Source organism: Luteimonas sp. MC1895 (genome assembly GCF_016457215.1).
Lineage (GTDB): Bacteria > Pseudomonadota > Gammaproteobacteria > Xanthomonadales > Xanthomonadaceae > Luteimonas.
This window is the reverse complement of the sequence record NZ_JAEMDY010000001.1, coordinates 280,513-306,323: the sequence shown is the minus strand read 5'-3', so window position 1 is coordinate 306,323 and position 25,811 is coordinate 280,513. Positions and strand designations below refer to the sequence as shown.

Below are 25,811 nucleotides of genomic sequence, written 5' to 3'. Positions count from 1 at the left end.
CGGCGCCATCAGACCGCCATCAGCTCCTGTTCCTTGGCCTTGACCACGTCGTCGACGTCCCGGATCGCGTCGTCGGTGATCTTCTGGATCTCGCCCTCGAAGCGGCGCTCGTCATCCTCGCTGATCGCCTTTTCCTTCAGCAGGTCCTTGGCCTGCTGGTTGGCGTCGCGGCGGATGTTGCGGATCGCGACCTTGGTCGACTCGCCTTCGGAGTGCACCAGCTTGGTGAGCTCGCGGCGACGCTCCTCGGTCAGCGCGGGCAGGTTGATGCGGATGGTGGTGCCGGCCGTGTTCGGGGTGAGGCCCAGGTCGGAGGCGAGGATCGCCTTCTCGACCGCCGCGACCATGGGCTTTTCCCACGGCGTGATGGTCAGCGAGCGCGCGTCGCTCACGGTCACCGACGCCACCTGGGTCAGGGGCATGTCCGAGCCGTAGTAGTTGACCTTCAGGTGGTCGACCAGCGCGGTGGAAGCGCGGCCGGTGCGGACCTTGGTCAGGTCGTGGCGCAGGGTTTCCACGCTCTTGGCCATGCGCGTCTGCGCGTCCTTCTTGATCTCGTTGAGCATCGGCTGCCCGCTCCTGTTCGCAATCGCGGGATTATAGGCCATGCCGGTGCGCGCAGGCCTCCGGCGCATGCTCCCGGTCGATGCAGGCATCGCCGCCCCGCTCGAGCTGGAGGGTGGCGTGGTCGATGCCGAAACGCGATTTCAGGTCCTCGCGCGTCGCATGGATGAACGCGTCGTCGTCGCCACCGCCGGGGCGGACCAGGTGCGCGGTCAGGGCCACGGCGCCGGCGCCCAGCGACCAGATATGCAGGTGGTGCACCGAGGCCACGCCGGGCAGCCCGGCGATGAACCCGCGCACCTCGCTCGTGTCGATGTCCGGCGGGACGGCATCCATGGCGGCGTTGAAGCTGTCGCGCAGCAGGCCCACCGCGCCGGCCGCGATCACCACGCCGACCAGGAGCGCGATCGCCGGATCGAGCCAGGCCCAGCCCCACAGCAGCATGCCCACGCCGGCCACCACGGTCGCCAATGAGATGGCGGCGTCGGCCATCAGGTGCAGGTAGGCGCCGCGGCGGTTGAGGTCGCCATGGCCACCGCTGACCATCAGCGCCGTGCCGAGATTGACCGCGATGCCGATCGCCGCCACCACGATCACGGTCATCCCCGGCACCTCCGGCGGCGCGCCCAGCCGGCGCAGTGCCTCCCACGCCAGCGCGCCGGACAGGCCGACCAGCAGGACCGCGTTCGCCAGTGGCGAGAGCAGGGTCGCGCGTCGCCAGCCATAGGTGTGGCGCTCGGTCGGCGGCCACTGGGCGACGGCCGCCGCGCCCCAGGCCATGGCCAGGCCCAGCACGTCGCCCAGGTTGTGCAGCGCATCGGACAGCAGCGCCAGCGAACCGGTCAGGAAGCCGTAGGCCGCCTCGACGATGGTGTAGGCGAGGTTGACGAGGGTGATCAGCGCGAAGGTGCGCGTCGCGCTGCCCGGCGGCGGCGCGTGGTGGTGATGGTGATGGCCGTGGCCGCCGTGGTCATGCTGGTGCATGCGGCCAGCCTGCCATCCCGGTCGGCCCGGACACTATTCCAGTCGCGGCGGTGTCGCGCACGCGGAAGGCGTGCGCGCCGGACTCAGCTCCGGCCCTGCACCAGGGTGCCGATCGGCTCGCCCTTGAGGATGCGCAGCAGCTGGCCCGGCTGCTCCATGTCGAAGATGCGCAGGGGCAGGTCGCTGTCGCGCGCGAGCGCGAATGCCGCCGTGTCCATCACCTGCAGGTCGCGGCCCAGGACTTCGTCGTAGCTGAGGCGCTCGAACCGCGTGGCATCCGGGTTCTTCTTCGGGTCCGAGTCGTAGACGCCATCGACCTTGGTCGCCTTGAGCAGCAGGTCGGCGCCGATCTCGATCGCGCGCAGCGCGGCGCCGGAATCGGTGGTGAAGAACGGATTTCCGGTTCCGGCGGCGAAGATCGTGATCCGGCCCTTCTCGAGGTGGCGGACCGCGCGACGGCGGATGTAGTCCTCGCAGACGTCGTTGATCTTGATCGCGCTCATCACGCGCACCTTGGCGCCGAGCTTTTCCAGCGCGTCCTGCATCGCCAGCGCGTTGATGACCGTGGCCAGCATGCCCATCTGGTCGCCGGTCACCCGGTCCATGCCGCCGGCGGCGAGTCCCGCGCCACGGAAGATGTTGCCGCCGCCGATCACCAGCGCCACCTCGGCGCCCGCGGCCTGCGCCTCGATGACCTCGGCCGCCAGGCGGTGGATGACCTTGGGATCGATGCCGTAATCCTCGTCCCCCATCAGCGCCTCGCCGGACAGTTTGAGCAGGACACGGCGATAGGCGAGCTGGGACATGTGCGGATTCCGGTGGGCAAACCGGGCGGATGTTACCAGATGCGCCATAGTCCGCCGTTCCGGGTGTCGGCTCCCTGTGTCGGGCCCGTCGTGGCGTGATCGTCATCACAATGTTCAGGTTTCATTTATGAAAAGTTCCTGACTTCTTCGTGTCATCCGTGCCTGAACCATGACCTCAGGCAGGCGACGCGGGGAAATTTCCCGACCCTCAGGGTCATATTGCGGGGAGACTTCAGCGTGCAGGAAGACACATCGCGTTACAGGAACGGACTGGCGGGCATCCGGCGCAGCGCACTCTGCGTGGCACTGGGCTTCTGCTTCGCCGGGGCCGTACAGGCCCAGAGCACGACCGGCAGCGTGTACGGCACGGTTCCGTCCGGGGAGGGGGTCAGCGTCGTCGCCAGCAACAACAGCGGCTTCAGCCGCACCGTCGAGGCGGATGCCGGCGGACGGTACAACTTCAGCACCCTGCCGGTGGGCGAGTACACGCTGACGGTGCAGCGTGGCGGGGATGTCCTGGGCAGCCGCAACGTGGTGGTCCGCGCCGGTTCGGGCGTGGACATTTCCTTCGCAGGGTCGGCGGGCGCGACCACGATGGAGGCGGTCACCGTGACCGGCTCGTTCGTGCCGCCAATCGACATCTCGGCGACCGACACGCGCAGCGTCATCACCGCCGAGCAGATCGAGCGGCTGCCGCTGCGGCGATCGGCCGAGGCCATCGCGCTGCTCGCCCCGGGCGCGATCTCCGGAGCCGGCGGCTACTTCGACAACCTGGTCTCGTTCGGCGGCTCGGGCGTGTCCGAGAACGCGTACTACATCAACGGCTATTTCAGCGGCGAGCCGCTGTCCAACCTGGGTGGCTTCAGCCTGCCGTTCGGCACCATCGACCAGCAGGAAACCTACATCGGCGGCTACAGCGCGAAGTACGGCCGCTCCGCCGGCGGCGTGATCAGCCAGATCGGCAAGCGCGGCACCAATGACTGGACCTTCGGCGGCCAGGTGGTGTTCTCGCCCAAGTCGCTGCGCGAGGACAACGACGACCTGTACTTCCCGTCGATCGACCTGAGCGGTGCCAACGCCAACCCCAACCTGCCCAGCACCTGTGGACCGGATCCGGACGGCCCCACCGGTCCTGCGGTGCCCAACGAGTTGTGCCAGTGGGCGTACGAGGATCCCGACCGTCCCGGAACCCTGTACTCCCGGGGACGCGACGCCAGCTCCGAGAACCTGGTGTACAGCGCCTACGTGGGTGGTCCGATCATCCAGGACCGCCTGTTCTTCTTCGTCGGCGCCGAATACTCCAGCACGGAGAGCACCTATTCGCCGACCGCGCTGGGCAGCCCGCGCCGGGAATCGCGTGACCAGGACAGCCCAAAGCTCTATAGCAAGCTCGACTGGAACGTCAGCGACGACCACCTGCTGGAACTGACCTATCTGCGCGAGAAGATCGACCGCGACGGCGCGTTCTACGACTACGACTTCGACACCGGCTCCGTCGGCGAGCGGCTGACCATCTCGCCCACCCCTATCGAGCAGGAGAACGAATACAAGATCCTGAAATACACCGGGTTCCTGAACGACGTCCTGACCCTGAGCGCGGTCTACGGCGAGAGCGAGTTCACCAACCGGCAGATCAACGCGGGCATCCTGCCGGGCGTTCCCTACGTCGTGGGCGCGACCAACCAGAACCCGGCGATCGTCGGGTCCAGTCCGATCCCGAACCGCCAGCCGGCCTACCAGGGCCGCGATGGCATGAGCGAGACCAAGGCGCTGCGTGCCGACCTCGAATGGGTCGTCGGCGACCACACGCTGACCTTCGGCATCGACAACATCGAGTTCGAGGCGACCAACGAGGGCACCTCGCAGGAAGCGGAATACTGGCAGTACGCGCGCGTCGCCGACCCCAACAGCAACCTCGCGCCGGCGCTCGGCGTGGGGGCGCCGGGCAGCAACTATTACGTCCGCGAGCTGCGCTACTTCACCAACACCAGCATGTCGCTCGACCAGAAGGCCTGGTACATCGAGGACCGCTGGAACGTGACCGACAACCTGCTGCTGTCGATCGGCGTGCGCAACGACCAGTTCACCAACAAGAACAACTTTGGCGAGACCTACATGGACGCCAAGGACCAGTGGGCGCCCCGCCTGGGCCTGTCCTGGGACGTCTTCGGCGATGCCTCGGCCAAGCTGTTCGCCAACGCCGGCAGGTACTTCCTGGCGATGCCCAACAACGTCGCGATCCGCGGCGCCTCGGCATCGACCTTCACCTACGAGTACTTCACCTACAGCGGAATCGATCCCGACGGCCGCCCGACCGGGCTGACGGCGGTGCCTGGCGTCGGCGGCGCGCCCGCGCCGGGCCCGGTGTCGTCCAACGGCGAGACCGGCGCGGCCGTGGACGTGCTCGCGTTCGCCCCGTCCGACCTGAAGAACATGTACCAGGACGAGTACATCATCGGCTTCGAGAAGATGCTCGGCGAGACGTGGATGGCCGGCGCCAAGCTGACCTACCGCGACCTCAAGTCCTCGATCGACGACGTCTGCGATCCGTACTCGCTGATGGACGCGGCGGGCCTGGAGATCTACGGCGAGCAGGACGGCAAGTACCTCGCCAGCAGCGCCGAGCTGGGCCAGGTGGAAGTCGCGTACTGCTACATGTTCAACCCCGGGGGCACCAACACCTTCAGCCTCGCCAACGTGGATGACGCCGGCAATCCCACCGGTAGCCGCGTCAACGTCACCATGGGGCCGCAGGACTGGCGCTTCGAGGAAGGCATGAAGCGCGAGTACAAGGCGCTCGACCTGTACTTCGAGCGTCCGTTCGACGGCAAGTGGGAGGCGCGGGTCGACTACACCCTGAGCTTCAGCGAAGGCAACAACGAAGGCCAGGTGAAGTCCGAGTTCGGCCAGAGCAACATCTCCAAGACCCAGGACTGGGACGTGGCCGAGTTGATGCGCTACGCCTCCGGCTACCTCGCCAACGACCGCAGGCACCAGCTCAAGGTCCGCGGCAGCTACGCGATCACGCCCGAGTGGCTGGTTTCGGGCAACCTGCGGGTGGAGTCGGGCATGCCGATCAGCTGCCTGGGCCTCTACAACCCGGACGGCAGCATCGACGAGAACACCTCCGATGCCGATCCCGTGGGCTACGGGGCGAGCTACCACACCTGCTTCGGTGAGGTGGCCACGCCCGGTGACGAGCGCACGTCGTGGAACAAGGCGCTGGACCTGGGCCTGACCTACAACCCGCAGGCCTTCGACAACCGGCTCACGCTCGGGATGCAGGTGCTCAACGTGTTCAACCAGAACGAGACGCTGCAGGTGGACGTCACCTCGGGGACCGACGCCCCGTACACGGTGTCCAACACCTACCTGCTGCCGATCTCCAGGCAGACCCCGCGGTACGTGATGTTCTCGGCGGCCTACCGCTTCTGACCATCGCGCAGGCAAAAAAAAATCCGGCCCCGCAAGGGGCCGGATCCTGTCCAGGCGAGGGCGCGGGCGGTTACGCCAGGCCGGCCTGCTTCATCACTTCGGCCGCGTAGTCCTCGACCACCTTCTCGATGCCTTCGCCGACGGCGAGGCGCTCGAAGCGGACGACGTCCGCGCCGGCGGCCTTGAGCACCTGCTCGACCGACTTGTCGGTGTCGAGCACGTAGGGCTGGCCGTACAGGGTGACCTCGTTGACGATCTTGGCGATCTTGCCGCTGATGATCTTCTCGAGGATGTCGGCCGGCTTGGCCCGGTCCTTGTCGCTCATCTTCGCCAGCTCGATTTCCTTCTCCTTGGCCAGGAACTCGGCCGGAACGTCGGATGCCTTGTTGTGCGGCGGGTTCATCGCCGCGACGTGCATAGCGAGGCTGCGCGCGAGTTCGGCGTCGCCGCCCTGGAGCTCGACCAGCACGCCGATGCGGCCGCCGTGGACGTAGCCGGCGACGGTGTTGCCGCTCTCGAGCGAGATCATGCGGCGGACCTGCACGTTCTCGCCGACCTTGGCGATCAGCGCGGCGCGGGCTTCCTCGACGGTCTGACCGCCGACGGTGGCGGCCTTGAGCGCGTCGATGTCGTCGACGCCGACCGCGGCCTGGGCCACGGTCTCGCAGAACGCCACGAAGTTCTCGTCCTTGGCGACGAAGTCGGTCTCGGAGTTGATCTCGACGATGGCGGCGCGGTTGCCGGCCTGCGCGAACGCGACGCGGCCTTCGGCGGTGACGCGGTCGGCCTTCTTGTCGGCCTTGGCCAGGCCCGACTTGCGCAGCGCCTCGGCGGCGGCGTCGATGTTGCCGCCGGCTTCGGTGAGCGCCTTCTTGCACTCCATCATGCCGGCGCCGGTGCGCTCGCGCAGTTCCTTGACCTGGGATGCGGTGATTTCCATTGGGGACCTCGGGATCTGTGGGTGTTTCAAAGTGCGCGGCCGCGCATGGTGGCGCGGCCGCGTGTCAGGCGTGCGAAGCCGAGCGGCTTACTCGGCCGGCTTGGCGTCTTCCGCCTTGGCCTCGTCAGCCTTGGCCTCGTCGGCCTTCGGCTCGTCGGCCTTGGCCTCGGTGGCCTCGGCCTTCTTGCGGGCCGGGCCGCGGCGCGGCTTGTCGCCATCGGCGCCGTCGGTGAACTCTTCCTCGCGCACGGTCGCGGCGCTCGGCGCGGCGGCCTTGCCCTCGAGCACGGCGTCGGCGGCGGCGCGGGCGTACAGCTGCACGGCGCGGATGGCGTCGTCGTTGCCGGGGATGGCGTAGTCGACCAGGGCCGGGTCGTAGTTGGTGTCGACCACCGCGATCACCGGGATGCCGAGCTTCTTGGCTTCCTTGATCGCGATGTCCTCATGGCCGATGTCGATCACGAACAGCGCGTCCGGCAGGCGGTTCATTTCCTTGATGCCGCCCAGCGAGGCCAGCAGCTTGTCGCGCTCGCGGCGCAGGCCCAGCACTTCGTGCTTGACCAGCTTGTCGAAGGTGCCGTCGGTCTCGCCGGCTTCCAGCGTCTTCAGGCGCGAGACCGAGCCCTTCACGGTGCGGAAGTTGGTCAGCGTGCCGCCCAGCCAGCGCTGGGTCATGTACGGCATGCCGCAGCGCTCGGCCTCTTCCTTGATCGGCTCGCGCGCGCTGCGCTTGGTGCCGACGAACAGGATCATGCCGCGCTTCTGGGCGATGCCAGAAATGAAGTTCATCGCGTCCGAGAACAGCGGGACGGTCTTCTCGAGGTTGATGATGTGGATCTTGCCGCGGGCACCGAAGATGTACGGCGCCATCTTGGGGTTCCAGTAGCGCGTCTGGTGGCCGAAATGGACGCCGGCTTCCAGCATCTGGCGCATGGTGATCTGGGGCATTGCAGAACTCCTGGCATGGAACCCGGCCGCCGGAAGGGTAGGGGCGGCTTGCCCGCGCGGAGGCGGGCGATGGGTTCCGGGGTTGGGCCTCCCCGCCGCCTCCGTATCCAGATCCCGGCCTTCGCAGGCGCGGGACACCCCGGAACGGGTGGTTGCAGCGGGTGTGTATTCGACGGTGGCGCCCGTCGTGGGCGGCTCCGGGCCGGGGTCCGGCTGCGGAACCGGTTGATTCTAGCCGCCCGGGCCTGCAGGGGCAAGGTCCGGACAGCAGCGCCCGCCGATGGGCGATAATGCGCGGATGGCCATCACCCCCAAGACCCCCGAACAGATCGAGAAGATGCGCGCCGCCGGCCACCTGGCTGCGGAGGTGCTGCAGATGATCGCCCCGCACGTGAAGCCCGGCGTGAGCACCGAAGAGCTCGACCGCCTCTGCCACGAGCACATCGTCAACGTGCAGCAGGCCACGCCGGCCAACGTCGGCTACAAGGGCTATCCCAAGGCGACCTGCATCTCGGTCAACAACGTCATCTGCCATGGCATCCCGAACGAGGCCAAGGTCCTGAAGGACGGCGACATCGTCAACATCGACGTCACCGTGATCAAGGACGGCTGGCACGGCGACACCAGCCGCATGTATTTTGCCGGCACGCCGTCGGTGATGGCGAAGCGGCTGGTCGAGGTCACGCGCGAAGCGATGTTCCGCGGCATCCGCGCGGTCAGGCCGGGCGCGACGCTCGGCGACATCGGCCATGCCATCCAGAGCTACGCCGAGGCCGAGCGCTTCAGCGTGGTGCGCGAGTACTGCGGCCACGGCATCGGCAAGGTCTACCACGAGGAGCCGCAGGTGCTGCACTACGGCCGCCCGGGCGAGGGCGTGGTGCTGGAGGCAGGCATGACCTTCACCATCGAGCCGATGATCAACGAGGGCACGCGCCACACCCGGCTGCTGCCCGACGGCTGGACCGTGGTCACCAAGGACCGCAAGCTCTCGGCGCAGTGGGAGCACATGGTGGCGGTGACCGCCGACGGCGTGGACATCCTCACCCGCCTGCCCGGCGACGACAACGATTTCTGACGTGGACGCGGCCGCGCCTTCCGATGCGCAGGGCCGCAGCGATGTCGCCGGCGATGCAAGCTGGGCGCAGCTGCGCCGCGAGCAGCTGGCCGCGGGCGCGGCAGCGCTGGCGGCACGCTTCGACGCCGGTGGCGATGTCAGCCGCCTGATTGCCGAGCGTGCGCACGCGGTCGACGCGGTGCTGGGGGACACCTGGCGGCGCTGCGTGCCGGACGATGCCGGGCTGGCGCTCTTCGCCGTGGGCGGCTACGGCCGCGGCAGCCTGTTCCCGCATTCCGACATCGACCTGCTGGTGCTGGCCGAACGCGAGCCCGACGACGTCGCCGGTGCCGCGCTGTCGCGCCTGTTCGCCCTGCTGTGGGACACCGGGCTGGCGGCCAGCCACGCCGTGCGCACGCCGACCCAGTGCACGGAGGCCGCCGCGGACATCAGCGTGATGACGGCGCTGATCGAGGCCCGGCCGGTCGTCGCCGCCGAGGCCGCCCGCGCGGCGCTGGCGCGGGCGATCGCGCCCGACCGCGCCTGGCCCGCGCGTGACTTCTTCGTGGCCAAGGCGCGCGAGCAGGAGGCGCGCCATGCGCGCTTCGGCGACACGTCGGACAACCTCGAGCCCAACCTCAAGGAAGGGCCCGGCGGCCTGCGCGACCTGCAGACCCTGGGCTGGATGGCGCGCCGCGCATTCGGCACCCACGAGCTGGAGCCGCTGGTCGCGCTGGGTCACGTCGGCGCCGACGAGTCGGCGGCCCTGGGACGCGAGCGCCAGGCGCTGGAGCGGCTGCGCTACGGCCTGCACCTCGTGGCCGGTCGCGCCGAGGACCGCCTGCGCTTCGACCACCAGAAGGCGCTGGCCGAGCGGCTCGGCTTCGCCGACGACGCGCGCAACCTGGGCGTCGAGAAGATGATGCAGGGCTTCTACCGCAGCGCGGCGGTGGTGCGCCGGATCGGCGACCGCCTGCACCAGCGCTTCGAGGAGCACTTCGACGGCGCTGCCGAACCGGAGCCCGTCGACGCGCGCTTCGAACTGCGCCGCGGCTACCTGGCCGCGCGCGACCACGGCTGGCCGCACGGCGACATCGGCCAGGTGTTCGAACTGTTCGCGGCCTGGGCGCGCCTGGGCGAACTGCGCGGACTGCATACCCACACCGCGCGCGCTCTGGCCGAGGCGCTCGACGCCCTGGCCCCGTATACCTCGGCCAGCGACGCGCAGCGCGCCGCGTTCCTGGCGCTGCTGCGCGGCCCGGCGCCGGTGCGCGGCCTCGAGCGCATGGCGCGGCTGGGCGTGCTGGGGCGCTGGATCCCGGCGTTCGCACAGGTGTCCGGACGCATGCAGTTCGACCTGTTCCACGTCTACACCGTCGACCAGCACACGCTGGCGGTGCTGCGCAACCTCGCCGCCTTCGCCAGCGGCGAGGCCGACGAGCGCTTCTCGCGCGCGCACGAGGTGCATCCGGGCCTGCGCAAGCCCGAGCTGCTGTTGCTCGCGGGACTGTTCCACGACATCGCCAAGGGCCGCGGCGGCGACCATTCCGAGCTCGGCGCGGTCGACGCGCGCGCCTTCTGCGAGACGATGGGGCTCGGCGAAGGGGACACCGCGCTGGTCGAGTGGCTGGTGCTGCGCCACCTGCTGATGTCGGTCACCGCGCAGAAGCAGGACATCGCCGACCCGGCGGTGATCCATCGCTTCGCCACCGAGGTCGCCGACCGCGAACGCCTGGACTACCTCTACCTGCTGACCTGCGCCGACATCGCCGGCACCTCGCCCAAGCTGTGGAACGCGTGGAAGGACCGCCTGCTCGCCGACCTGCGCGATGCCACGCGCCTGGCGCTGCGGCGCGGCCTGGAACATCCGGTCGCCGCCGCCGAGCGGATCGCCGAGACCCGTGGCGCCGCGTCGAAGCGGCTGGCCGACGCCGGCATCGCGCCCGCCACGGCCGACGCGCTGCTCGACAGGTTCCCCGCGCACAGCTTCCTGCGTGCCCGCGCGGAACAGATCGCCTGGCAGGCGCAGGCGCTCCATGACGCCCGTGGCGACGACCCGGTGCGCGCGGTGGTCAAGGCTCGCCTGGTCGCGTCCGGCAGCCAGGCGATGGAGGTGTTCGTTCACGGCGCGGACCGCGACGGGCTGTTCGCCGCGATCGTGGTCACCCTCGACCGCCTGGGGCTGGCCATCCAGCAGGCGCGTGCGCTCGATGGCCCGGGCGGCGCGGTATTCGACAGCTTCCAGGTGCTGCCCGAGGACGCGCGCGCCGATGCGGATCCGCACGCGGTCGCACGCAAGCTCGGCGCGGTGCTGGCGGGTCCGCTGGACCGGGTGCGGCCGGCGCAGCGCACGCTGCCGCGGCACCTGCGCCATTTCCGCATCGCCCCGCAGGTCGAGTTCGCCACCGGCGCCGACGGCACGAGCACCGTGCTGAGCCTGGTGGGCACCGACCGCCCCGGCCTGCTGGCCGATGTCGCGCACGTGCTGCGCAGCGAAGGGCTGCGCGTGCACGACGCGCGCATCGCGACCTTCGGCGCACGCGCCGAGGACGTGTTCCGGGTGACCGGAGAAGACAAGCAACCGCTGGACGGGGAGGCCTGCGCGCGGCTGCGCGCGGCGCTCCTGGCCAGGATCGACGGAGAAGGATCGAAATGAGCATTGCGAAGAAGGCCCGCGCGAAGAAGGCGTTGGCCACGGGTTCGGCTGCGGGCAAGGCGGCAGCGAAGCCTGCGGCGGCAAAGAAGTCCGCCTCCAAGAAGTCTGCCGCCAAGAAGTCTGTCGCGAAGGCGCCTGTGGCAAAGAAGTCCGTTGCGAAGAGTCCGGTAGCGAAGAACGTCGCAACGGCGAAGGCCGCAACGAAGAAGGTCGCATCGAAGAAGGTCGCAGCGAAGAAGTCTGTAGCGCGGAACCCTGTCGCCAAGAAAGTCCCGACGAAGAAGTCCGCGACGAAGCCAGCAGCCAAGGTCACCGCGACCGCCGGAGGCATGATGCCGGCTGCGTCCGGTGCGTCCCGTGTCGCCGGTGGCGCCGGCGCCGCCGAGGCCCCGGCGCATCCGCACGTGGCGGATGCCGACCGCGAGCTCGCCTTCATGATCGACAGCGCCTGGGCGCGGCGATCGATGCTGACGCCCGAGGAAATCGAGGGCTCGACGCGGCTGCTGGTCGACCAGGCCATCGAGGGCCTGGAGGCCGGGCGCCTGCGCGTGGCCGAGCCCGATGGCAAGGGCGGCTGGCACGTCAACGAATGGCTGAAGAAGGCCGTGCTGCTGTACTTCCGCGTGCAGGAGATGGAGCTCGGCGAGCAGTACCCGGCGCCGTACTGGGACAAGATCCCGATGCGCTTCGAGGACTTCGACGAGGCCGCGTTCCGCAAGCTCGGCGCGCGTGTCCTGCCCGGCGCGATCGCGCGCCGCGGCGCGCACATCGGCCGCGACGTGGTGCTGATGCCCTCGTTCGTGAACATCGGGGCCTGGATCGGCGCCGGCACGATGGTCGACACCTGGGCCACGGTGGGGTCCTGTGCGCAGGTCGGCAAGCACTGCCACATCTCCGGCGGTGCCGGCATCGGCGGCGTGCTCGAGCCGCTGCAGGCCGCGCCGACGATCATCGAGGATCATGTCTTCGTCGGGGCCCGGTCCGAGGTGGTGGAGGGCGTCATCGTCGGCCACCACAGCGTGATCGGGATGGGCGTCTTCCTCGGCCAGTCGACCCGCATCTACAACCGCATGACCGGCGAGACCAGCTACGGCGTGGTGCCCCCGGGCAGCGTGGTGGTGGCCGGCTCGCTGCCCGCGGCCGACGGATCGCATTCGCTCTACTGCGCGGTGATCGTCAAGCAGGTCGACGCGCGCACGCGCGCCAAGACCTCGGTCAACGAGCTGCTGCGCGGACACGCGCAGTGAGCGGGGACGCACCGGTGGCCGCCACGCTGTACGGCCTGAAGAACTGCGATACCTGCCGCAAGGCGCGCAAGTGGCTCGACCGCTTCGACATCGCCCACGACTTCGTCGACTACCGGGAGGAAAAGCCTTCGCCCGAGACCCTGCTGGAGTGGTCGGCGAGGCTGGGCGGCTTCGAGGCCATGGTCAACAAGTCGTCCATCACCTGGCGCGAGCTGCCGCCCCACCGCAAGGCCGCGGGCTCGGACGCCGAGTGGAAGCTGCTGCTGCGCGAGTATCCGCAGCTGATCCGGCGGCCGCTGGTGGTGACCGCGGATGGCACCGTCACCCAGGGCTTCAGCGACAACGGCTTCCGCAAGCGCTTCGGGACCGACGCGTGAGCGACGTGCTGGCCCTGGCCTGCGAACTCATCGCGCGGCCCTCGGTCACGCCGGACGATGCCGGTTGCCAGGCGCTGATCGCGGAGCGGCTGGCTCGCGCCGGCTTCCTCTGCGAGTCGCTGCGCTACGGCGAGGTCGACAACCTGTGGGCCACGCACGGCAGCGGCGCGCCGGTGCTGGTGTTGCTGGGCCACACCGACGTGGTGCCGCCGGGTCCGCGCGCGGCGTGGGCCAGCGATCCCTTCGTGCCCGACATCCGCGATGGCGTGCTGTACGGGCGCGGCGCTGCCGACATGAAGGGCAGCGTCGCGGCCTTCGTGGTCGCGCTGGAACGCTACGTGGCGGCGCACCCCGACCACCGCGGCACGGTGGCCCTGCTGCTGACCTCGGACGAGGAGGGCGACGCGATCGACGGCGTGCGCCGGGTGGCGGAAGAGTTCCGCCGTCGAGGCCAGCCCGTCGACTGGTGCGTCACCGGCGAGCCCTCGTCGAGCGAGCAGCTGGGCGACCTGCTGCGCGTGGGACGGCGCGGGTCGCTCAGCGGGGCCCTGACCGTGCACGGCGTGCAGGGACACGTCGCCTATCCGGACAAGGCGCGCAATCCGGTGCATGAAGCGCTGGCGGCGCTGGCCGAGCTCACCGGCCGCCGCTGGGACGCCGGCTACGAGAGCTTCCCGCCCACCAGCCTGCAGATCAGCAATGTCGCCGCGGGCACGGGTGCGGGCAATGTGATTCCGGGCGAACTGCGGGTGGACTTCAACCTGCGCTACAACCCGCACTGGGACGCCGCGCGGCTGGAGGCCGAGATCGAGACGGTGCTCGAGCGCCATGGGCTGGACGTCTCGCTGCGCTGGCACCGGAGCGGCGAGCCGTTCTTCACTCCGGAAGGGCCGCTTCGGGCGGCGGCGCGCGAGGTGCTGGCCGCGTCGGCGGGCGCACCGCCCGAGGAAAGCACCGGCGGTGGCACGTCGGACGCGCGCTTCATCGCGCCCCTGGGTGCGCAGTGCATCGAGATCGGTCCGGTGAACGCGAGCATCCACCAGGTCGACGAGCATGTCGCCGTGGCCGACCTGGAGGCCTTGCCCGACCTTTACCTGGCGCTGCTGGAACGCCTGCTGCCCGGCTGACCCGGGCGCGGCGGCTCAGTTCCCGAGCGCGAGCGTATGCAGCGTGTCGCCGGGAAGGAATGGCGACGGCCGCCCCTGGACCCAGTCCGCGTGGCCGGCGCCCCAGAACGGCGACAGCGGATGCCCGCTCTGTCCGCCGGGCTGGTGGATGATGCCCTCGGCCTCGCGGCCCGGCGCAACGATCATGCGCTGCGAGGCGCCCATGGCCGGCGCCTGCACGCGCGGCATGTGGGCGTCGCCCGGCAGCGGATCCGCCGGCATGCACAGCGCGCCGCGCAGGGCGCCCGGCAGCACCTGCGCCAGCGGATGGCAGATGCGCGCGGTATTGGCTTCCCCCCAGCTGCGTTCGCCCAGCGGCCCCTGGCCTGCGAGGTCGTCGCGCACGGCGGCGGCGGCCTCCTCGAACAGCGCGTCCCAGCTCGCATGTCGACGCGGCAGCAGGTGCCCAGGACGCTGCGAGACCAGCGGCCAGGCCACGCCTTCCAGCTGTGCCAGCGGCGGCATTTCGAAGTCCTCGCCCAGCGCCGCGCGCGCCGGCGCCAGCAGGCCCTCCGCGATCCGCGCGTTGACCTCGACCCGCCAGGCCCGCACCAGCCGATAGCCCGTGGACTCGATGGACGCGTGGCCGCTCCAGTCGTCGGAGGCATCCGCGAGCGCACGCAGGGCGGGGAGATCCCCGCCGCGCGCGCGTTCAAGCATCAGTGCGTGCCAGCGCTCGAGGAACAGGGCGCGATCGTCGAGCTGGATCGCCAGCAGGTCGCGTTCGTCGAATCGCTCGCGTGCGCGCAGTGCGTCGCGGATCTGCGCGCCGCGCGCGCCCAGCGCGTAGCCACCGTCGCCGATGGTCGCCAGGGCGGCCCCGTCCACCACCCGCGCATTGGCGGTCCAGATGCGATCGGCGGTCGGCGATGCCACGGTCGGGCCGTGGCGGGTGCCCATCGTCCATGGCGGGCAGTCGCTCGCCGCGGGCTCGATCGGCGCCGTCGGATCGCAGCCCGCCGCGCGCAGCGGAACCGGTCCCAGCAGGCGCCACGCGATGCGGCCGGCGCTGTCGCCGATGACCAGGTTCTGGTTCGGGAGCGCGATGTCGCGCGCCAGCAGCAGGGCGCGTTCGATGTCCGGGACGCGCGCCATGCCGGCCAGGCCCAGGTTGATCGCACCGGGCAGGTGGGCGGTCCAGCGCAGCGTCAGCACACGGCCGTCGGCCAGGCGATGGAGGACCGGTCCCCAGGACGATTCCTCGACCTCCAGGTCTTCGGGCTCGCCGCCTGCCACGTCGATGCGTTCGCGGTGGCGCGCGAGCGGCGTGCAGGTGTCGCTGGCCGGCCCGTCGCACGGCGTCTCGAGCGCCCAGTCGAGGTAGTCGCCATAGCTGTTGGTGAAGCCCCAGGCCACGTGTCCGTTGCTGCCGACGATCACCGCGGGCAGCCCGGGCAGGGTGAACCCGGACACGTCGACCTGGCCGCCCGGCGCCAGCGGGTCGGGGTGGCGCAGCCGCGCCCGGAACCAGATCCCGGGCGCGCGCAGGCCGAGGTGCATGTCGTCGGCGACCAGGGCCGACCCGTGCGCGGTCAGCGTGCCGGCCACGGCGAAATTGTTGCTTCCGACCGCGGGTGGCTCGGCAGGCGGCGCTCCGGCCTGCGGCTCGCCGTCGGGCGTGGGCAGCGTACGCAGGTCGACGACGTCCGCCCCGGGCAGGACCGCGTCGCCGATGGCGCGGCCCACCAGCGGCGCATCCCAGTCCGATCCCGCGTGGGCCACCAGCGCGTACAGCGCTTCGGGCAGATGCGGCCGGGCTTTCCACAGCGCCAATTCGCGTGCGTTGCCGGCGTCCTGCAGGTCGAAGTACATCGCATGCCCGACCAGCACCGAGTCCTCGGGCATCCAGGGTTCGGGCGTGGCGCGCAGCAGCAGGTAGGGCCAGGGCCGCCTGCGCAGCGAGGACATCCCGGCGTTCACGCCGTCGGCATAGGCCTGCAGCAACACGCGCTCGGCCTCCGGTGCAGCGGCGATCTCGGCGCGTGCGCGGGCGCGCATGCGGTGGACGCGGTGGCGGCGGTCGACGTCCAGCGCGGCCGGGCCGAACAGCGCGGCCAGCTCGCCGGCTGGCGACCGGCGCATCAGGTCCATCTCGAAGCCGCGCTCCTGGGCATGCACGTAGCCGAGTGCGCGGACGGCGTCCAGGCCATTGGCCGCATCGACGGTCACCACGCCAAGCGCGTCGCGCGAGACGTCTGCCGGCGCCGACAGGCCGGCGAGCGCGGCAGGGCCGTCAAGCTGCGGCAGGCTGCCGCGCAGCGCCCACCAGGCCAGCAGCGCCAGCACCAGGGCCAGCGCCACCAGCAGTCCCGCGATGCGGGCGATCCACTTCACCATCGGCACACCCCTCCCCGAGGTCGCCGCCATCATGCGGCCTTATTCGACCGACAGCCCCTCGACCTTCTGCCAGCCGCGCGGCAACAGCCCGCCGCGACTGCCCCGGGCGCCGAGGTAGGCCTCCAGGTCGCGCCAGGACAGGGTCATGGTGCGCGTGCCCGAATGCACCATCAGGCTGCCGCCGTCCGCTACCGCGGCCACCGCGACCACGCGCTCGGTGCCGCGCTTGGCCTTGGGGATCTCGATGATCTTGTTGCCCTTGCCGCGCTCCAGCTCGGGCAGCTCCGAGAGCGGGAAGGCCAGCAGGTGGCCGGCGCTGGTCACCGCCACGATGCGGTCGGACGCGAGGCTGGCCACGGCCGAGGGCTGCAGCACGCGCGCGCCCTCGGGCAGGCTCAGCATGGTCTTGCCGGCCTTCTGCCGGCTGGTCAGGTTCTCGAAGCGGGTGACGAAGCCGTAGCCGGCCGAGGACGCGACGGTGAACCGCGCGTCCGGCTCGCCGCTGGCCATGGCCACGAAGCTCGCCCCGGCCGCCGGCGAAAAGCGCCCGGTCAGTGGCTCGCCGTTGCCGCGCGCCGAGGGCAGGCCATGCGCCAGCGTGGAATACGCACGCCCGGTCGAGTCGAGGAAGGCGACCTGCTGGGTGCTGCGCCCGCGCACCGCGCCGAGCAACGCGTCGCCCTCGCGGTAGGACATCGTCGAGGCGTCGACGTCGTGGCCCTTGGCCGCGCGCACCCAGCCCTTCTGGCTCAGCACGATGGTCACCGGCTCGCTGGCCACCAGGTCGGTCTCGGCCAGCGCCTGGGCCGCGCCGCGCGCGACCAGGGGCGAGCGGCGTGCGTCGCCGAAGGCCTTGGCGTCGGCCAGCAGCTCGTCCTTGATCAGCTTGCGCAGCCTGGCCTTGCTGCCGAGCGTCGCGACCAGGCCGTCGCGCTCCGCCGCCAGCGCGTCCTGCTCGCCGCGGATCTTCATCTCTTCCAGCCGCGCCAGCTGGCGCAGCCGGGTGTCGAGGATGTAGTCGACCTGGTCGTCGCTGAGCCCGAAGCGGGCCTGCAGCACCGGCCGCGGCTCGTCCTCGCTGCGGATGATGCGGATCACTTCGTCCAGGTTGAGGAAGGCGACCAGCAGGCCTTCGAGCAGGTGCAGGCGGCGCTCGACCTTGTCCAGCCGGTGCTGCAGGCGGCGGGTGACGGTGTCCGCGCGGAAACCCAGCCATTCCAGCAGCAGGCTGCGCAGGTTCTTGACCTGGGGCCGGCCATCCAGGCCGATGATGTTGAGGTTGACCCGGAAGCTCTTCTCGAGGTCCGTGGTCGCGAACAGATGGCCCATCAGCTGGTCGGCGTCGACGCGGTTCGAGCGCGGCACCAGCACCACGCGCACCGGGTTGGCGTGGTCGGACTCGTCGCGGATGTCCTCCAGCCACGGCAGCTTCTTGGCGCGCATCTGCGCGGCGATCTGCTCGATCACCTTGCCCGGGCTGACCTGGTAGGGCAGGGCGGTAATGACGATGTTGGCCGCTTCCTTCAGGAAGGTCGCGCGGGCGCGCACGCTGCCGTGGCCGGTCTCGTAGATCGCGCGCAGGTCGGCGACCGGGGTGATGATCTCGGCCGTGGTCGGGTAGTCCGGTCCGCGCACGTGTTCGCAGAGGTCGGCGACGGTGGCGTCGGGATCGTCCAGCAGCCGCACGCAGGCGCTGACGATCTCGTTGAGGTTGTGCGGCGGCACGTCGGTGGCCATGCCCACCGCGATGCCGGTGGTGCCGTTGAGCAGCAGGTGCGGCAGGCGCGCCGGCAGCCAGGTCGGCTCCTCGAGCGTGCCGTCGAAGTTCGGCGCCCAGTCCACGGTGCCGTGGGCCAGCTCGCCCAGCAGGACCTCCGCGATCGGCGTCAGCTTGGACTCGGTGTAGCGCATGGCCGCGAACGACTTCGGGTCGTCGGGCGAGCCGAAGTTGCCCTGGCCCTCGATCAGCGGATAGCGGTAGCTGAAGGGCTGCGCCATCAGCACCAGGGCTTCGTAGCAGGCGCTGTCGCCGTGCGGGTGGAACTTGCCGATCACGTCGCCGACGGTGCGTGCGGACTTCTTCGGCTTGGACGCCGCGCCGAGGCCAAGCTCGCTCATCGCATAGATGATCCGCCGCTGCACCGGCTTGAGCCCGTCGCCGATGAAGGGCAGGGCACGGTCGAGCACCACGTACATCGAATAGTCGAGATAGGCGCGCTCGGCGTACTCGCGAAGGGGGATCTGCTCGAAGCCGTGGAAGACGGTGCGGACGGGGTCGTTCATCGGGACTGCGGTGGCGTGGGAACCCGGCATTCTACCGGGCCACTCCTCCCGGGCGCGCTCAGCGTGCGGGGCGCGTGGCCCAGGCCACGGCGCGGTCAAGCGCGACCACGTCGGCGGCCTTCGATCCTGCGAGCACCTTGAACGCCGCGGCCCGCAGCGGCGGCTGGCCGGCGACGGCCTCGCGCACCACCGCGACCTTGTATTCGCGTGCATTGGCGTCGATTGCGGTCGCCAGGACGCAGGACTCCAGCGCCATGCCGGCCAGCAGCAGGCGGCGCACGCCCAGCTTGGCCAGCAGGACCGGCAGGGCGGTGTCGAGGAAGGCGGAGTGCTTGGGCTTCAGGACGAAGTAGTCCTTCGGCGTCGGCTCCAGCAGGCCGGCGATCGCCTGCGCGGGGCCGGGGCTCGCCGAAGCCATCGCGACCAGCTCGCGGAAATCCGACTGCCAGCGGGCGAAGTTGTCGTTGACGTAGGCCACCGGCCAGCCACGCCGGTGGAACCGGTCGCGCAGGGTCCGTACGCCGCGGGCGGCGCGCAGGGCCGACGGCGCCACGCGATCGGCACCCGGGAAGTCGAGCAGCCCGATCATGTCGATCACCAGCAGCGCGGGCGGGGCGCCGGTGGCCACGCTCAGTCGGGCGCCTTGGCCGGAACGAAGGGCGACACAGGGTCGCTGGCGGGGAAGGTTTCCTCCAGCGCCTCGTCCTGGTTCTCGCTCTCCTTCTGCTTGCGCTCGCGGCGTTTGCCGGGACTCTCGTCCCGCGTGGCGTGGTCTTCGGGGAGGTCTTTCCTGTCACGGCTCATGGCGGGCCTCGCGGTTCTGGGATGCCCTGTTCTTAGCGCCGGCTCCGTTGCCGCCGCGTGACCGGCGCGCGCGTGCCTGCATGGGCGCGGACCAGGTAGCGGCGTGCCGCCTCTTCCCACTGGCGGGGGCCGCGGGCGCGACGGGCCGCGCGGGCCAGGCTGCCGTCCTCCCAGCCTTCGAACACGCAGGGATCGACGTAGGATTTGCGGCACACCGCCACCGTGTTGCCGAGCAGCCCGGACACGTCGCCCAGCACCTGCTGCTGGATCGCCGCCAGCGCGCGTCCGCTGGCGTCCGCGGGCGGCGGAGCCGCGGCCAGCAGCCGGAAGGCCTGCAGCGTGGCGCCCCAGGTGCGGAAGTCCTTGGCGGTGAAGTCGGCGCCCATGCGCTCGCGCAGGTAGGCGTTGACCATGCTGGAGTCGACCGGGTGGGGTTCGCCATCCTCGCCGGTGTACTGGAACAGGCGCTGCCCCGGCAGCTGGTGCATCGCGCGCAGCATCCGCGCCAGGCGGCGGTCGTCGACCTCCACGTCGTGTCGCTTGCCGCCCTTGCCGGTGAACTGCAGGCGCAGGGCGCCGCGGGGAAAACGCGCGTGGTGGCTGCGCAGGGTGGTGAGGCCATACGAGCGGTTCGCGCGCGCGTACGCGTCGTTGCCCACGCGCACCAGGGTCGCCGCCATGGTCGCCACGACCAGGGCCAGCACCTTCTCGCGCGGGAAGCCCGGCAGGGCCAGGTCGTTGCGCAGGGCCCGGCGCAGGCGCGGCAGCGCCTCGGCGAAGCCGGGCAGGCGATCGAACTTGCCCGTGTCGCGACTGCTGCGCCAGTGCGCGTGGTAGCGGTACTGCTTGCGCCCGCGCGCGTCGCGTCCCGTCGCCTGCAGGTGTCCGCGCCCGGAGCGGCAGATCCACACGTCGCGATAGGCCGGCGGGATGGCCAAGGCGCGGATCCGCTCGAGCGTGGCCGCGTCACGTACCGCCTTGCCCTCGGGATCGCAGTAGCGGAAGCCCCGCCCGCAGCGCAGGCGGCGGATGCCCGGGTCCTGGTCGCTGACGTAGAGCAGCCCGGCGTCGGCGGCTTCGAGGGATTCGGCGGATTGCGCGTCGGCGGCGCCGGGGTCGGGGGTGGTGGCCATGGCGGCACGCTACGGGCGCGCGGTGATCTGGCGATGAAAACCGACCGCGTCGCAACGGACGGCGACTGCGATCACGCGGCCTTGCCGCCATCGGCCGCAGTGTCCGGATCGCCGCGCCGCCCCGCGCGCGATCCAGGAGATGCGCCATGTCCCGCGACCCGCACCGCGATCCGCCCCCGCCGGACCAGGCCTCGCCCGGGCAGCCATCGCCCGACCCGACGCCGCCCGAGCGCGAGCGGCGCGAATATCCGCACGGCAGCGGCGACCGCAATGCCTTCTCGCCCACGCGCAAGGATCCGATGCCGCGCCACGAAGGCGGCACCCAGCGCAAGGCGCCGCCCGAACCCGATACCGCCGGATGATCGACGTCATCATCGTGGGCGGCGGGCCGGCCGGGCTGACCGCCGCCACCTACCTCCGGCGCTTCCATCGCGCGTGCCTGCTCATCGACGCCGGCGACAGCCGCGCGCGGTGGATCCCGGAAAGCAACAATTGCCCCGGCTTCCCGCAGGGCGTTTCGGGCGACGGCCTGCTGCGGCGCATGCGCGAGCAGGCGGCGACCGTGGACGTGCCGATCGAGGAGGCCACGGTGGACGCCATCGCCCCGCACGGCGACGGGTTCGAGGTGCGTGCGGATGGACGCAGCTGGCAGGCGCGGCGCGTGATCCTTGCGACCGGCGTGCGCGACCGCCTGCCGGACGAACCCTGGGTGGAGGCCGCGGTGGCCTGCCACGCGCTCCGGCTGTGTTCGATCTGCGACGCCTACGAGGCCAGCGACCTGTCGATCGGCGTGCTCGGGCCCAGCGAAGCCGTGGGCAGCCACGCCCTGTTCCTGCGCAGCTACTCGCCGTCCATCCATGTGCTTCCGCTTGACGCCGGCGACGGCGGCGAGACGGGCAACGCATCGCGCGATGCCGGTGCGAGCTGGCTGCCGGCAGGCGGACGCCTGGGCTTCGACGGACGGCGCTGCACGTGGACCACGCCCGGGGCCGAGCCGGTCGCCTTCGACACGGTCTATGCCTACCTCGGCTTCGACACCTGTGCGGGGCTGGCCCGCGCCGCCGGTGCGGAGCTCGATGACACCGGCGAGATCATCGTCGACCGCGACCAGCAGACGCGGCTGCCGGGGCTCTATGCCATCGGCGACGTGGTCAGCGGGCTGAACCAGATCTCGGTCGCGGTGGGGCAGGCCGCGATCGCCGCGACCCACATGCACAACGCGTTGCCGTTCGCGGCACGCGAGCGCAGCTGATCGCGCGGAAAACAAAAAACCCGCGCCGGAGCGCGGGTTTTCTGCTGTAGCTGGTGCCCAGGAGAGGACTCGAACCTCCACGGTTTTACCCGCTAGTACCTGAAACTAGTGCGTCTACCAATTCCGCCACCTGGGCAGGTGGGCGCGTATGGTGCAGCGCATCGACGAGTCTGTCAACGGTTGACGTGCACGGACCGCCACGACGCACGCGTACAATCGCCTGATGACGAAAACCACAGGCAAGGGCGGCTCCGGCCGCAACAGGAATGCCGCTAAGGCGGGCGCGGACGGGACCACCACCAGCAAGGCACGCAAGGGCAGCCCGCCCGCCGCGAAGAAGACCGCCAGGCCCGCCGCGGTCGGCGGCGAGCCCAGGGGCGGCGCCGCGCCGCCGGCCTGGATGCCCGATCCAGGACTGCTGCGCGCGATGAAGCCGCGCGATCCCACGGATGCGGCGCCGGCTTCCGTCCGGCCCGCGGGCGCGACGGATGTTGCAGCGCCCGCTGCCCGCACCACGCCCCCGGCCCCGCGTGCCGCATCGCGCGGCCGTGCCGGCGCGGGCTTCGTGGATCCGCAGGCCGCCCGCGAGGCAGGCCGCTACGAGAACCCGATCCCCAGCCGCGAGGCGATCCTGCAGGTGCTGTCGGACGCCGACGGCCCGCTCGACGCGGAGCGCGTGCAGCAGGTGCTGGGACTCGACGACCCCGACCAGGCCGCTGCGCTCGACAAGCGCATGGCCGCGATGCTGCGCGACGGCCAGGTGCTGAAGAACCGCCGCGGCGGCTTCGTGCCGGCCGCGCGCGCCGACCTGGTGCCGGGCACGATCATCGCCAACCCCGAGGGCTTCGGCTTCCTGCGCCCCGAGAGCGGCGTCGGCGACGACCTGTTCCTGCCGCCGTTCGAGATGCGCAAGGTCATGCATGGCGATCGCGTGCTCGGCAGCGTCACCGGCGTCGACCGCCGCGGCCGTCGCGAGGGTTCGATCGTCGAAGTGCTGGAGCGCCGCGTCACGCGCCTGATCGGACGGTTCACGCTCGACTCCGGCATCAGCTACGTGGTGCCGGACGACCGCCGCATCCAGCGCAACGTGCAGGTCCCGACCGATGCGCGCCTGGACGCGCGCGACGGCCAGCTCGTCGTGTGCGAGATCGTGACCCCGCCCGACAACCACCGGCCGCCGATCGGACGCGTGCTGGCGGTGCTGGGTGACCGGCTGACCGCCTCGATCGCGGTCGAGGCCGCGATCCATGGCCACGACATCCCGCACGAGTTCCCCGCCGAAGTGCTGGATGCGGCGGCGGCCGTGCCGGTGGACGTGCAGGCGGCGGAGGTCCCGGGCCGCCTCGACCTGCGCAAGCTGCCGCTGGTGACCATCGACGGCGAGGACGCGAAGGATTTCGACGACGCCGTGTACTGCGAGCCCAACCGCGACGGCTTCCGCCTGATCGTGGCCATTGCCGACGTCTCGCACTACGTGCGCCCGTCCGAGCCGCTGGACGTGGAGGCGCAGAAGCGCGCGACTTCGGTGTATTTCCCCGGCTTCGTCGTGCCGATGCTGCCGGAGACGCTGTCCAACGGCATCTGCTCGCTGAAGCCCAGGGTCGACCGGCTGTGCTTCGCCTGCGACATGCAGGTGGACCGCCGCGGCCACGTGGTGTCGTACGCGTTCCACGAGGCGGTGATGCATTCGCATGCGCGCCTGACCTATACCCAGGTGTGGAACGCGGTGGGCGATGGCGTGCCGGAGGCCGACCGCGATGCGGCGCAGGCCTTCATCGGTCCGCAGATGCAGCAGGTCCGCCAGCTGCACCAGCTCTACAAGGTGTTCGAGAAGGCACGCGCCCAGCGCGGCGCGATCGACTTCGAAACCTCGGAAGTGCGCTTCGTGCTCGGCCCGCAGGGCGAAGTCACCCAGGCCGGGATGATCCAGCGCAACGATGCCCACAAGCTGATCGAGGAGTGCATGATCTCGGCCAACGTCGCGGCCGCGCACGCGCTGCTGGAAGTCGGCGTCCCGGCGCCGTTCCGCGACCACGACCGCCCGCCGGAAGGCAAGTACGCCGACCTGCTGGAGTTCCTGAAGGAGTTCCAGCTGCGCCTGCCGCCGTGGGCCAAGGTTCGGCCCAAGGATTTCCGCAAGCTGCTCGAGACGGTGCGCGAGCGCCCCGACGCGGCGCTGCTGGAGTCGGTGCTGCTGCGCAGCCAGTCGCTGGCGGTGTACTCCCCGGACAACATCGGGCACTTCGGCCTGGCGCTGGAGGCCTACGCGCACTTCACCTCGCCGATCCGCCGCTATGCCGACCTGCTGGTGCATCGCGCGATCAAGCACGCGCTCACCGGCGGCCGCGCCGCCACCTACACCTATTCCGCGCACGAAATGGCGACGCTGTCGCTGCAGTGTTCCGAACGCTCGCGCCGCGCCGACGAGGCCCAGCGCGAGGTCGACGAGCGCTACCGCGCGGCGTGGATGGAAGAGCACGTGGGCCGCGAGTTCGACGGCGTGGTCAGCGGCGTCACCAGCTTCGGCCTGTTCGTGGAGCTGGCCGAATCGAAGGTCAATGGCCTGGTGCACGTGACCCAGCTGCCCAACGACTTCTACCAGTTCGATCCCATCCGCAAGACCCTGACCGGCCAGCGCTCCGGGCGCGAGCACCGGCTGGGTGACCAGGTACGGATCGTGGTGCTGAAGGCCAGCGTGGAGGAGCTCAAGATCGACTTCCGCCTGGTCGAGGACGGCCAGCACGCGAAGGGCGAGACCAGGCCGCCGGCGGCCCGCGGACCTTCCGCGAAGCGCGGCAAGCAGAAGCACTGACCAAGAGGGTCCGATGGGCAACAAGCAGAACCAGTGGATCGTCGGCATCAATGCCGTCGGTTCGGCCGTCGAGCACGACGCCGACAACGTGCGCGAGATCCTGCTCGAAGCGGGCGCGAAGAACCCGCGCATTTCCGCGATCGAGGAGGATGCGCGGCGTCGCGGCATCGAGGTGAGGCGGGTGTCGCAGCAGGCGCTGGACGGCGTCGCGGGCGGCCTGCGCCACCAGGGCGCGGTCGCGCGCTATGCCGCGGCGAAGACGCATGACGAGGACGACCTCCAGGGCCTCGTGGAGGCGGCGGAGGGCCGTGCGCTGCTGCTGGTGCTGGACGGCGTGCAGGATCCGCACAACCTCGGCGCCTGCCTGCGCAGCGCCGCGGCGGCCGGCGTGACCGCGGTCGTGATCCCCAAGGACAAGGCCGTGCAGGTCAACGCCACGGTGCGCAAGACGTCGGCCGGCGCCGCCGATGCGATCCCGGTGGTGCGCGTCACCAACCTGTCGCGCAGCCTGCGCGAGCTGCAGAAGCAGGGCGTGTGGATCTATGGCCTGGCCGGCGATTCCACCGCCTCGCTGTACGCCGTCGACCTGCGCGGAAACGTCGCCCTGGTCCTGGGCGGCGAGGCCGAAGGCCTGCGCCGGCTCACCCGCGAGCACTGCGACCAGCTGGTCGCGCTGCCGATGCCGGGTGCCGTCGAAGCCGGCGTCGAGAGCCTCAACGTCTCGGTGGCGGCGGGCGTGTGCCTGTTCGAAGCCGTGCGCCAGCGCCTCTGACGGCGGGGCTTGGCGTGGGGTCAAGAGCTCTTTGCCACGGATGACGTGGATTACGCGGATTTACGCGGATAGAGCAGGAACGATTCGGCGGAAGACCTTCCAGGCGAACGGCGAACGGCGAAGGCGAAGACAGTCAGTGGCATTCGCCGTTCGCCGGGGGGCTTCCATGCCGCTAGATGTTCTTCGCCTTATCCGCGTGAATCCGCGTAATCCGCGTGATCCGTGGCAAAGCTTTTCAAGA

20 protein-coding genes and 1 tRNA gene are annotated in these 25,811 nt (G+C 70.7%); 10 read left to right on the top strand and 11 right to left on the bottom strand.

Annotated elements, in window-relative coordinates:
- Positions 1-8 precede the first annotated feature (8 nt).
- From frr to pyrH, 3 genes are all read right to left on the bottom strand, one after another.
- Positions 9-566, bottom strand: a complete 558-nt coding sequence (gene frr / locus JG616_RS01340; protein WP_199362169.1) for a ribosome recycling factor — start codon at positions 564-566, stop codon at positions 9-11.
- Between the two features lie 31 nt (positions 567-597).
- Positions 598-1,548: a cation diffusion facilitator family transporter gene (locus JG616_RS01335; protein ID WP_199391434.1), complete on the bottom strand. Its 951-nt coding sequence runs from the start codon at positions 1,546-1,548 to the stop codon at positions 598-600.
- An 83-nt stretch (positions 1,549-1,631) separates the two neighbouring features.
- Positions 1,632-2,354 carry a UMP kinase gene (gene pyrH / locus JG616_RS01330; protein WP_199362167.1) on the bottom strand — a complete coding sequence of 241 codons (723 nt, stop codon included), beginning with the start codon at positions 2,352-2,354 and terminating at the stop codon, positions 1,632-1,634.
- A 237-nt stretch (positions 2,355-2,591) separates the two neighbouring features.
- Here pyrH and JG616_RS01325 point away from each other — a divergent pair, with 237 nt between their 5' ends.
- On the top strand, positions 2,592-5,789 hold the full coding sequence (locus JG616_RS01325) for a TonB-dependent receptor (RefSeq protein WP_199391433.1): 3,198 nt from the start codon (positions 2,592-2,594) through the stop codon (positions 5,787-5,789).
- Between the two features lie 70 nt (positions 5,790-5,859).
- Here the strand turns inward: JG616_RS01325 and tsf are convergent, their stop codons facing one another.
- Together tsf and rpsB are read right to left on the bottom strand one after the other, a co-directional pair.
- Positions 5,860-6,729 (bottom strand): translation elongation factor Ts, encoded by an 870-nt coding sequence (gene tsf / locus JG616_RS01320; protein ID WP_199362165.1) that lies wholly within the window; start codon positions 6,727-6,729, stop codon positions 5,860-5,862.
- An 87-nt stretch (positions 6,730-6,816) separates the two neighbouring features.
- Positions 6,817-7,677, bottom strand: a complete 861-nt coding sequence (rpsB, locus tag JG616_RS01315) for a 30S ribosomal protein S2 (RefSeq protein ID WP_199391432.1) — start codon at positions 7,675-7,677, stop codon at positions 6,817-6,819.
- A gap of 298 nt (positions 7,678-7,975) precedes the next feature.
- On the opposite strand from rpsB, the gene map reads away from it, so the two are divergent.
- The 5 genes from map to dapE are packed head-to-tail and all read left to right on the top strand — an operon-like array spanning position 7,976 to position 14,138.
- Positions 7,976-8,752 (top strand): type I methionyl aminopeptidase, encoded by a 777-nt coding sequence (gene map, locus JG616_RS01310; RefSeq protein WP_199362163.1) that lies wholly within the window; start codon positions 7,976-7,978, stop codon positions 8,750-8,752.
- A gap of 1 nt (position 8,753) precedes the next feature.
- Complete coding sequence (gene glnD, locus JG616_RS01305; RefSeq protein WP_343224957.1) at positions 8,754-11,387, top strand: [protein-PII] uridylyltransferase; 2,634 nt, start codon at positions 8,754-8,756, stop codon at positions 11,385-11,387.
- Positions 11,384-12,634, top strand: coding sequence for a 2,3,4,5-tetrahydropyridine-2,6-dicarboxylate N-succinyltransferase (dapD, locus tag JG616_RS01300; protein ID WP_199391431.1), 1,251 nt, complete (start codon positions 11,384-11,386; stop codon positions 12,632-12,634). The genes glnD and dapD overlap by 4 nt, the downstream gene beginning before the upstream one ends.
- Positions 12,635-12,648: 14 nt before the next feature.
- Positions 12,649-13,011 (top strand): Spx/MgsR family RNA polymerase-binding regulatory protein, encoded by a 363-nt coding sequence (locus JG616_RS01295; protein ID WP_199362270.1) that lies wholly within the window; start codon positions 12,649-12,651, stop codon positions 13,009-13,011.
- The gene (gene dapE, locus JG616_RS01290) at positions 13,008-14,138 is read left to right on the top strand and encodes a succinyl-diaminopimelate desuccinylase (protein ID WP_199362161.1); all 1,131 of its coding nucleotides are present in this window, start codon (positions 13,008-13,010) and stop codon (positions 14,136-14,138) included. The genes JG616_RS01295 and dapE overlap by 4 nt, the downstream gene beginning before the upstream one ends.
- Before the next feature lie 15 nt (positions 14,139-14,153).
- Here the strand turns inward: dapE and JG616_RS01285 are convergent, their stop codons facing one another.
- The 5 genes from JG616_RS01285 to JG616_RS01265 are packed head-to-tail and all read right to left on the bottom strand — an operon-like array spanning position 14,154 to position 20,734.
- Entirely contained in the window at positions 14,154-16,514 is a 2,361-nt protein-coding gene (locus JG616_RS01285; protein WP_199391430.1) for a penicillin acylase family protein, read from the bottom strand.
- A 39-nt stretch (positions 16,515-16,553) separates the two neighbouring features.
- Complete coding sequence (gene parC, locus JG616_RS01280; RefSeq protein ID WP_199391429.1) at positions 16,554-18,797, bottom strand: DNA topoisomerase IV subunit A; 2,244 nt, start codon at positions 18,795-18,797, stop codon at positions 16,554-16,556.
- A gap of 58 nt (positions 18,798-18,855) precedes the next feature.
- A complete protein-coding gene (locus tag JG616_RS01275; protein ID WP_343224956.1) occupies positions 18,856-19,425 on the bottom strand; it encodes an isochorismatase family cysteine hydrolase in 570 nt (189 codons plus the stop codon).
- Positions 19,426-19,427: 2 nt separating this feature from the next.
- On the bottom strand, positions 19,428-19,601 hold the full coding sequence (locus JG616_RS01270) for a hypothetical protein (protein ID WP_199391428.1): 174 nt from the start codon (positions 19,599-19,601) through the stop codon (positions 19,428-19,430).
- Between the two features lie 32 nt (positions 19,602-19,633).
- The gene (locus JG616_RS01265) at positions 19,634-20,734 is read right to left on the bottom strand and encodes a DNA topoisomerase IB (protein WP_199362157.1); all 1,101 of its coding nucleotides are present in this window, start codon (positions 20,732-20,734) and stop codon (positions 19,634-19,636) included.
- A gap of 146 nt (positions 20,735-20,880) precedes the next feature.
- On the opposite strand from JG616_RS01265, the gene JG616_RS01260 reads away from it, so the two are divergent.
- Positions 20,881-21,096: a hypothetical protein gene (locus JG616_RS01260; RefSeq protein WP_199362156.1), complete on the top strand. Its 216-nt coding sequence runs from the start codon at positions 20,881-20,883 to the stop codon at positions 21,094-21,096.
- Complete coding sequence (locus tag JG616_RS01255) at positions 21,093-21,986, top strand: NAD(P)/FAD-dependent oxidoreductase (protein WP_199362155.1); 894 nt, start codon at positions 21,093-21,095, stop codon at positions 21,984-21,986. The genes JG616_RS01260 and JG616_RS01255 overlap by 4 nt, the downstream gene beginning before the upstream one ends.
- A gap of 51 nt (positions 21,987-22,037) precedes the next feature.
- Here JG616_RS01255 and JG616_RS01250 read toward each other — a convergent pair.
- Positions 22,038-22,122 (bottom strand) — tRNA-Leu (locus tag JG616_RS01250).
- 87 nt (positions 22,123-22,209) lie between these two features.
- Between JG616_RS01250 and rnr the strand changes: the two genes are divergently transcribed.
- Both rnr and rlmB read left to right on the top strand, forming a co-directional pair.
- Positions 22,210-24,798 carry a ribonuclease R gene (rnr, locus tag JG616_RS01245; protein WP_199391427.1) on the top strand — a complete coding sequence of 863 codons (2,589 nt, stop codon included), beginning with the start codon at positions 22,210-22,212 and terminating at the stop codon, positions 24,796-24,798.
- A gap of 13 nt (positions 24,799-24,811) precedes the next feature.
- Positions 24,812-25,570 carry a 23S rRNA (guanosine(2251)-2'-O)-methyltransferase RlmB gene (rlmB, locus tag JG616_RS01240; protein ID WP_199391426.1) on the top strand — a complete coding sequence of 253 codons (759 nt, stop codon included), beginning with the start codon at positions 24,812-24,814 and terminating at the stop codon, positions 25,568-25,570.
- Positions 25,571-25,811: the final 241 nt, after the last annotated feature.

Excerpts from the sequence above, each read along its gene's own strand:
- JG616_RS01255 (WP_199362155.1), top strand. The coding sequence starts at position 21,093 with ATGATCGACGTCATCATCGTGGGCGGCGGGCCGGCCGGGCTGACCGCC.
- JG616_RS01260 (WP_199362156.1), top strand. The coding sequence starts at position 20,881 with ATGTCCCGCGACCCGCACCGCGATCCGCCCCCGCCGGACCAGGCCTCG.
- JG616_RS01285 (WP_199391430.1), bottom strand. The coding sequence starts at position 16,514 with ATGGTGAAGTGGATCGCCCGCATCGCGGGACTGCTGGTGGCGCTGGCC.
- JG616_RS01335 (WP_199391434.1), bottom strand. The coding sequence starts at position 1,548 with ATGCACCAGCATGACCACGGCGGCCACGGCCATCACCATCACCACCAC.
- rlmB (WP_199391426.1), top strand. The coding sequence starts at position 24,812 with ATGGGCAACAAGCAGAACCAGTGGATCGTCGGCATCAATGCCGTCGGT.
- map (WP_199362163.1), top strand. The coding sequence starts at position 7,976 with ATGGCCATCACCCCCAAGACCCCCGAACAGATCGAGAAGATGCGCGCC.
- JG616_RS01270 (WP_199391428.1), bottom strand. The coding sequence starts at position 19,601 with ATGAGCCGTGACAGGAAAGACCTCCCCGAAGACCACGCCACGCGGGAC.
- parC (WP_199391429.1), bottom strand. The coding sequence starts at position 18,797 with ATGAACGACCCCGTCCGCACCGTCTTCCACGGCTTCGAGCAGATCCCC.
- rpsB (WP_199391432.1), bottom strand. The coding sequence starts at position 7,677 with ATGCCCCAGATCACCATGCGCCAGATGCTGGAAGCCGGCGTCCATTTC.
- frr (WP_199362169.1), bottom strand. The coding sequence starts at position 566 with ATGCTCAACGAGATCAAGAAGGACGCGCAGACGCGCATGGCCAAGAGC.
- tsf (WP_199362165.1), bottom strand. The coding sequence starts at position 6,729 with ATGGAAATCACCGCATCCCAGGTCAAGGAACTGCGCGAGCGCACCGGC.
- pyrH (WP_199362167.1), bottom strand. The coding sequence starts at position 2,354 with ATGTCCCAGCTCGCCTATCGCCGTGTCCTGCTCAAACTGTCCGGCGAG.
- dapD (WP_199391431.1), top strand. The coding sequence starts at position 11,384 with ATGAGCATTGCGAAGAAGGCCCGCGCGAAGAAGGCGTTGGCCACGGGT.
- rnr (WP_199391427.1), top strand. The coding sequence starts at position 22,210 with ATGACGAAAACCACAGGCAAGGGCGGCTCCGGCCGCAACAGGAATGCC.
- JG616_RS01265 (WP_199362157.1), bottom strand. The coding sequence starts at position 20,734 with ATGGCCACCACCCCCGACCCCGGCGCCGCCGACGCGCAATCCGCCGAA.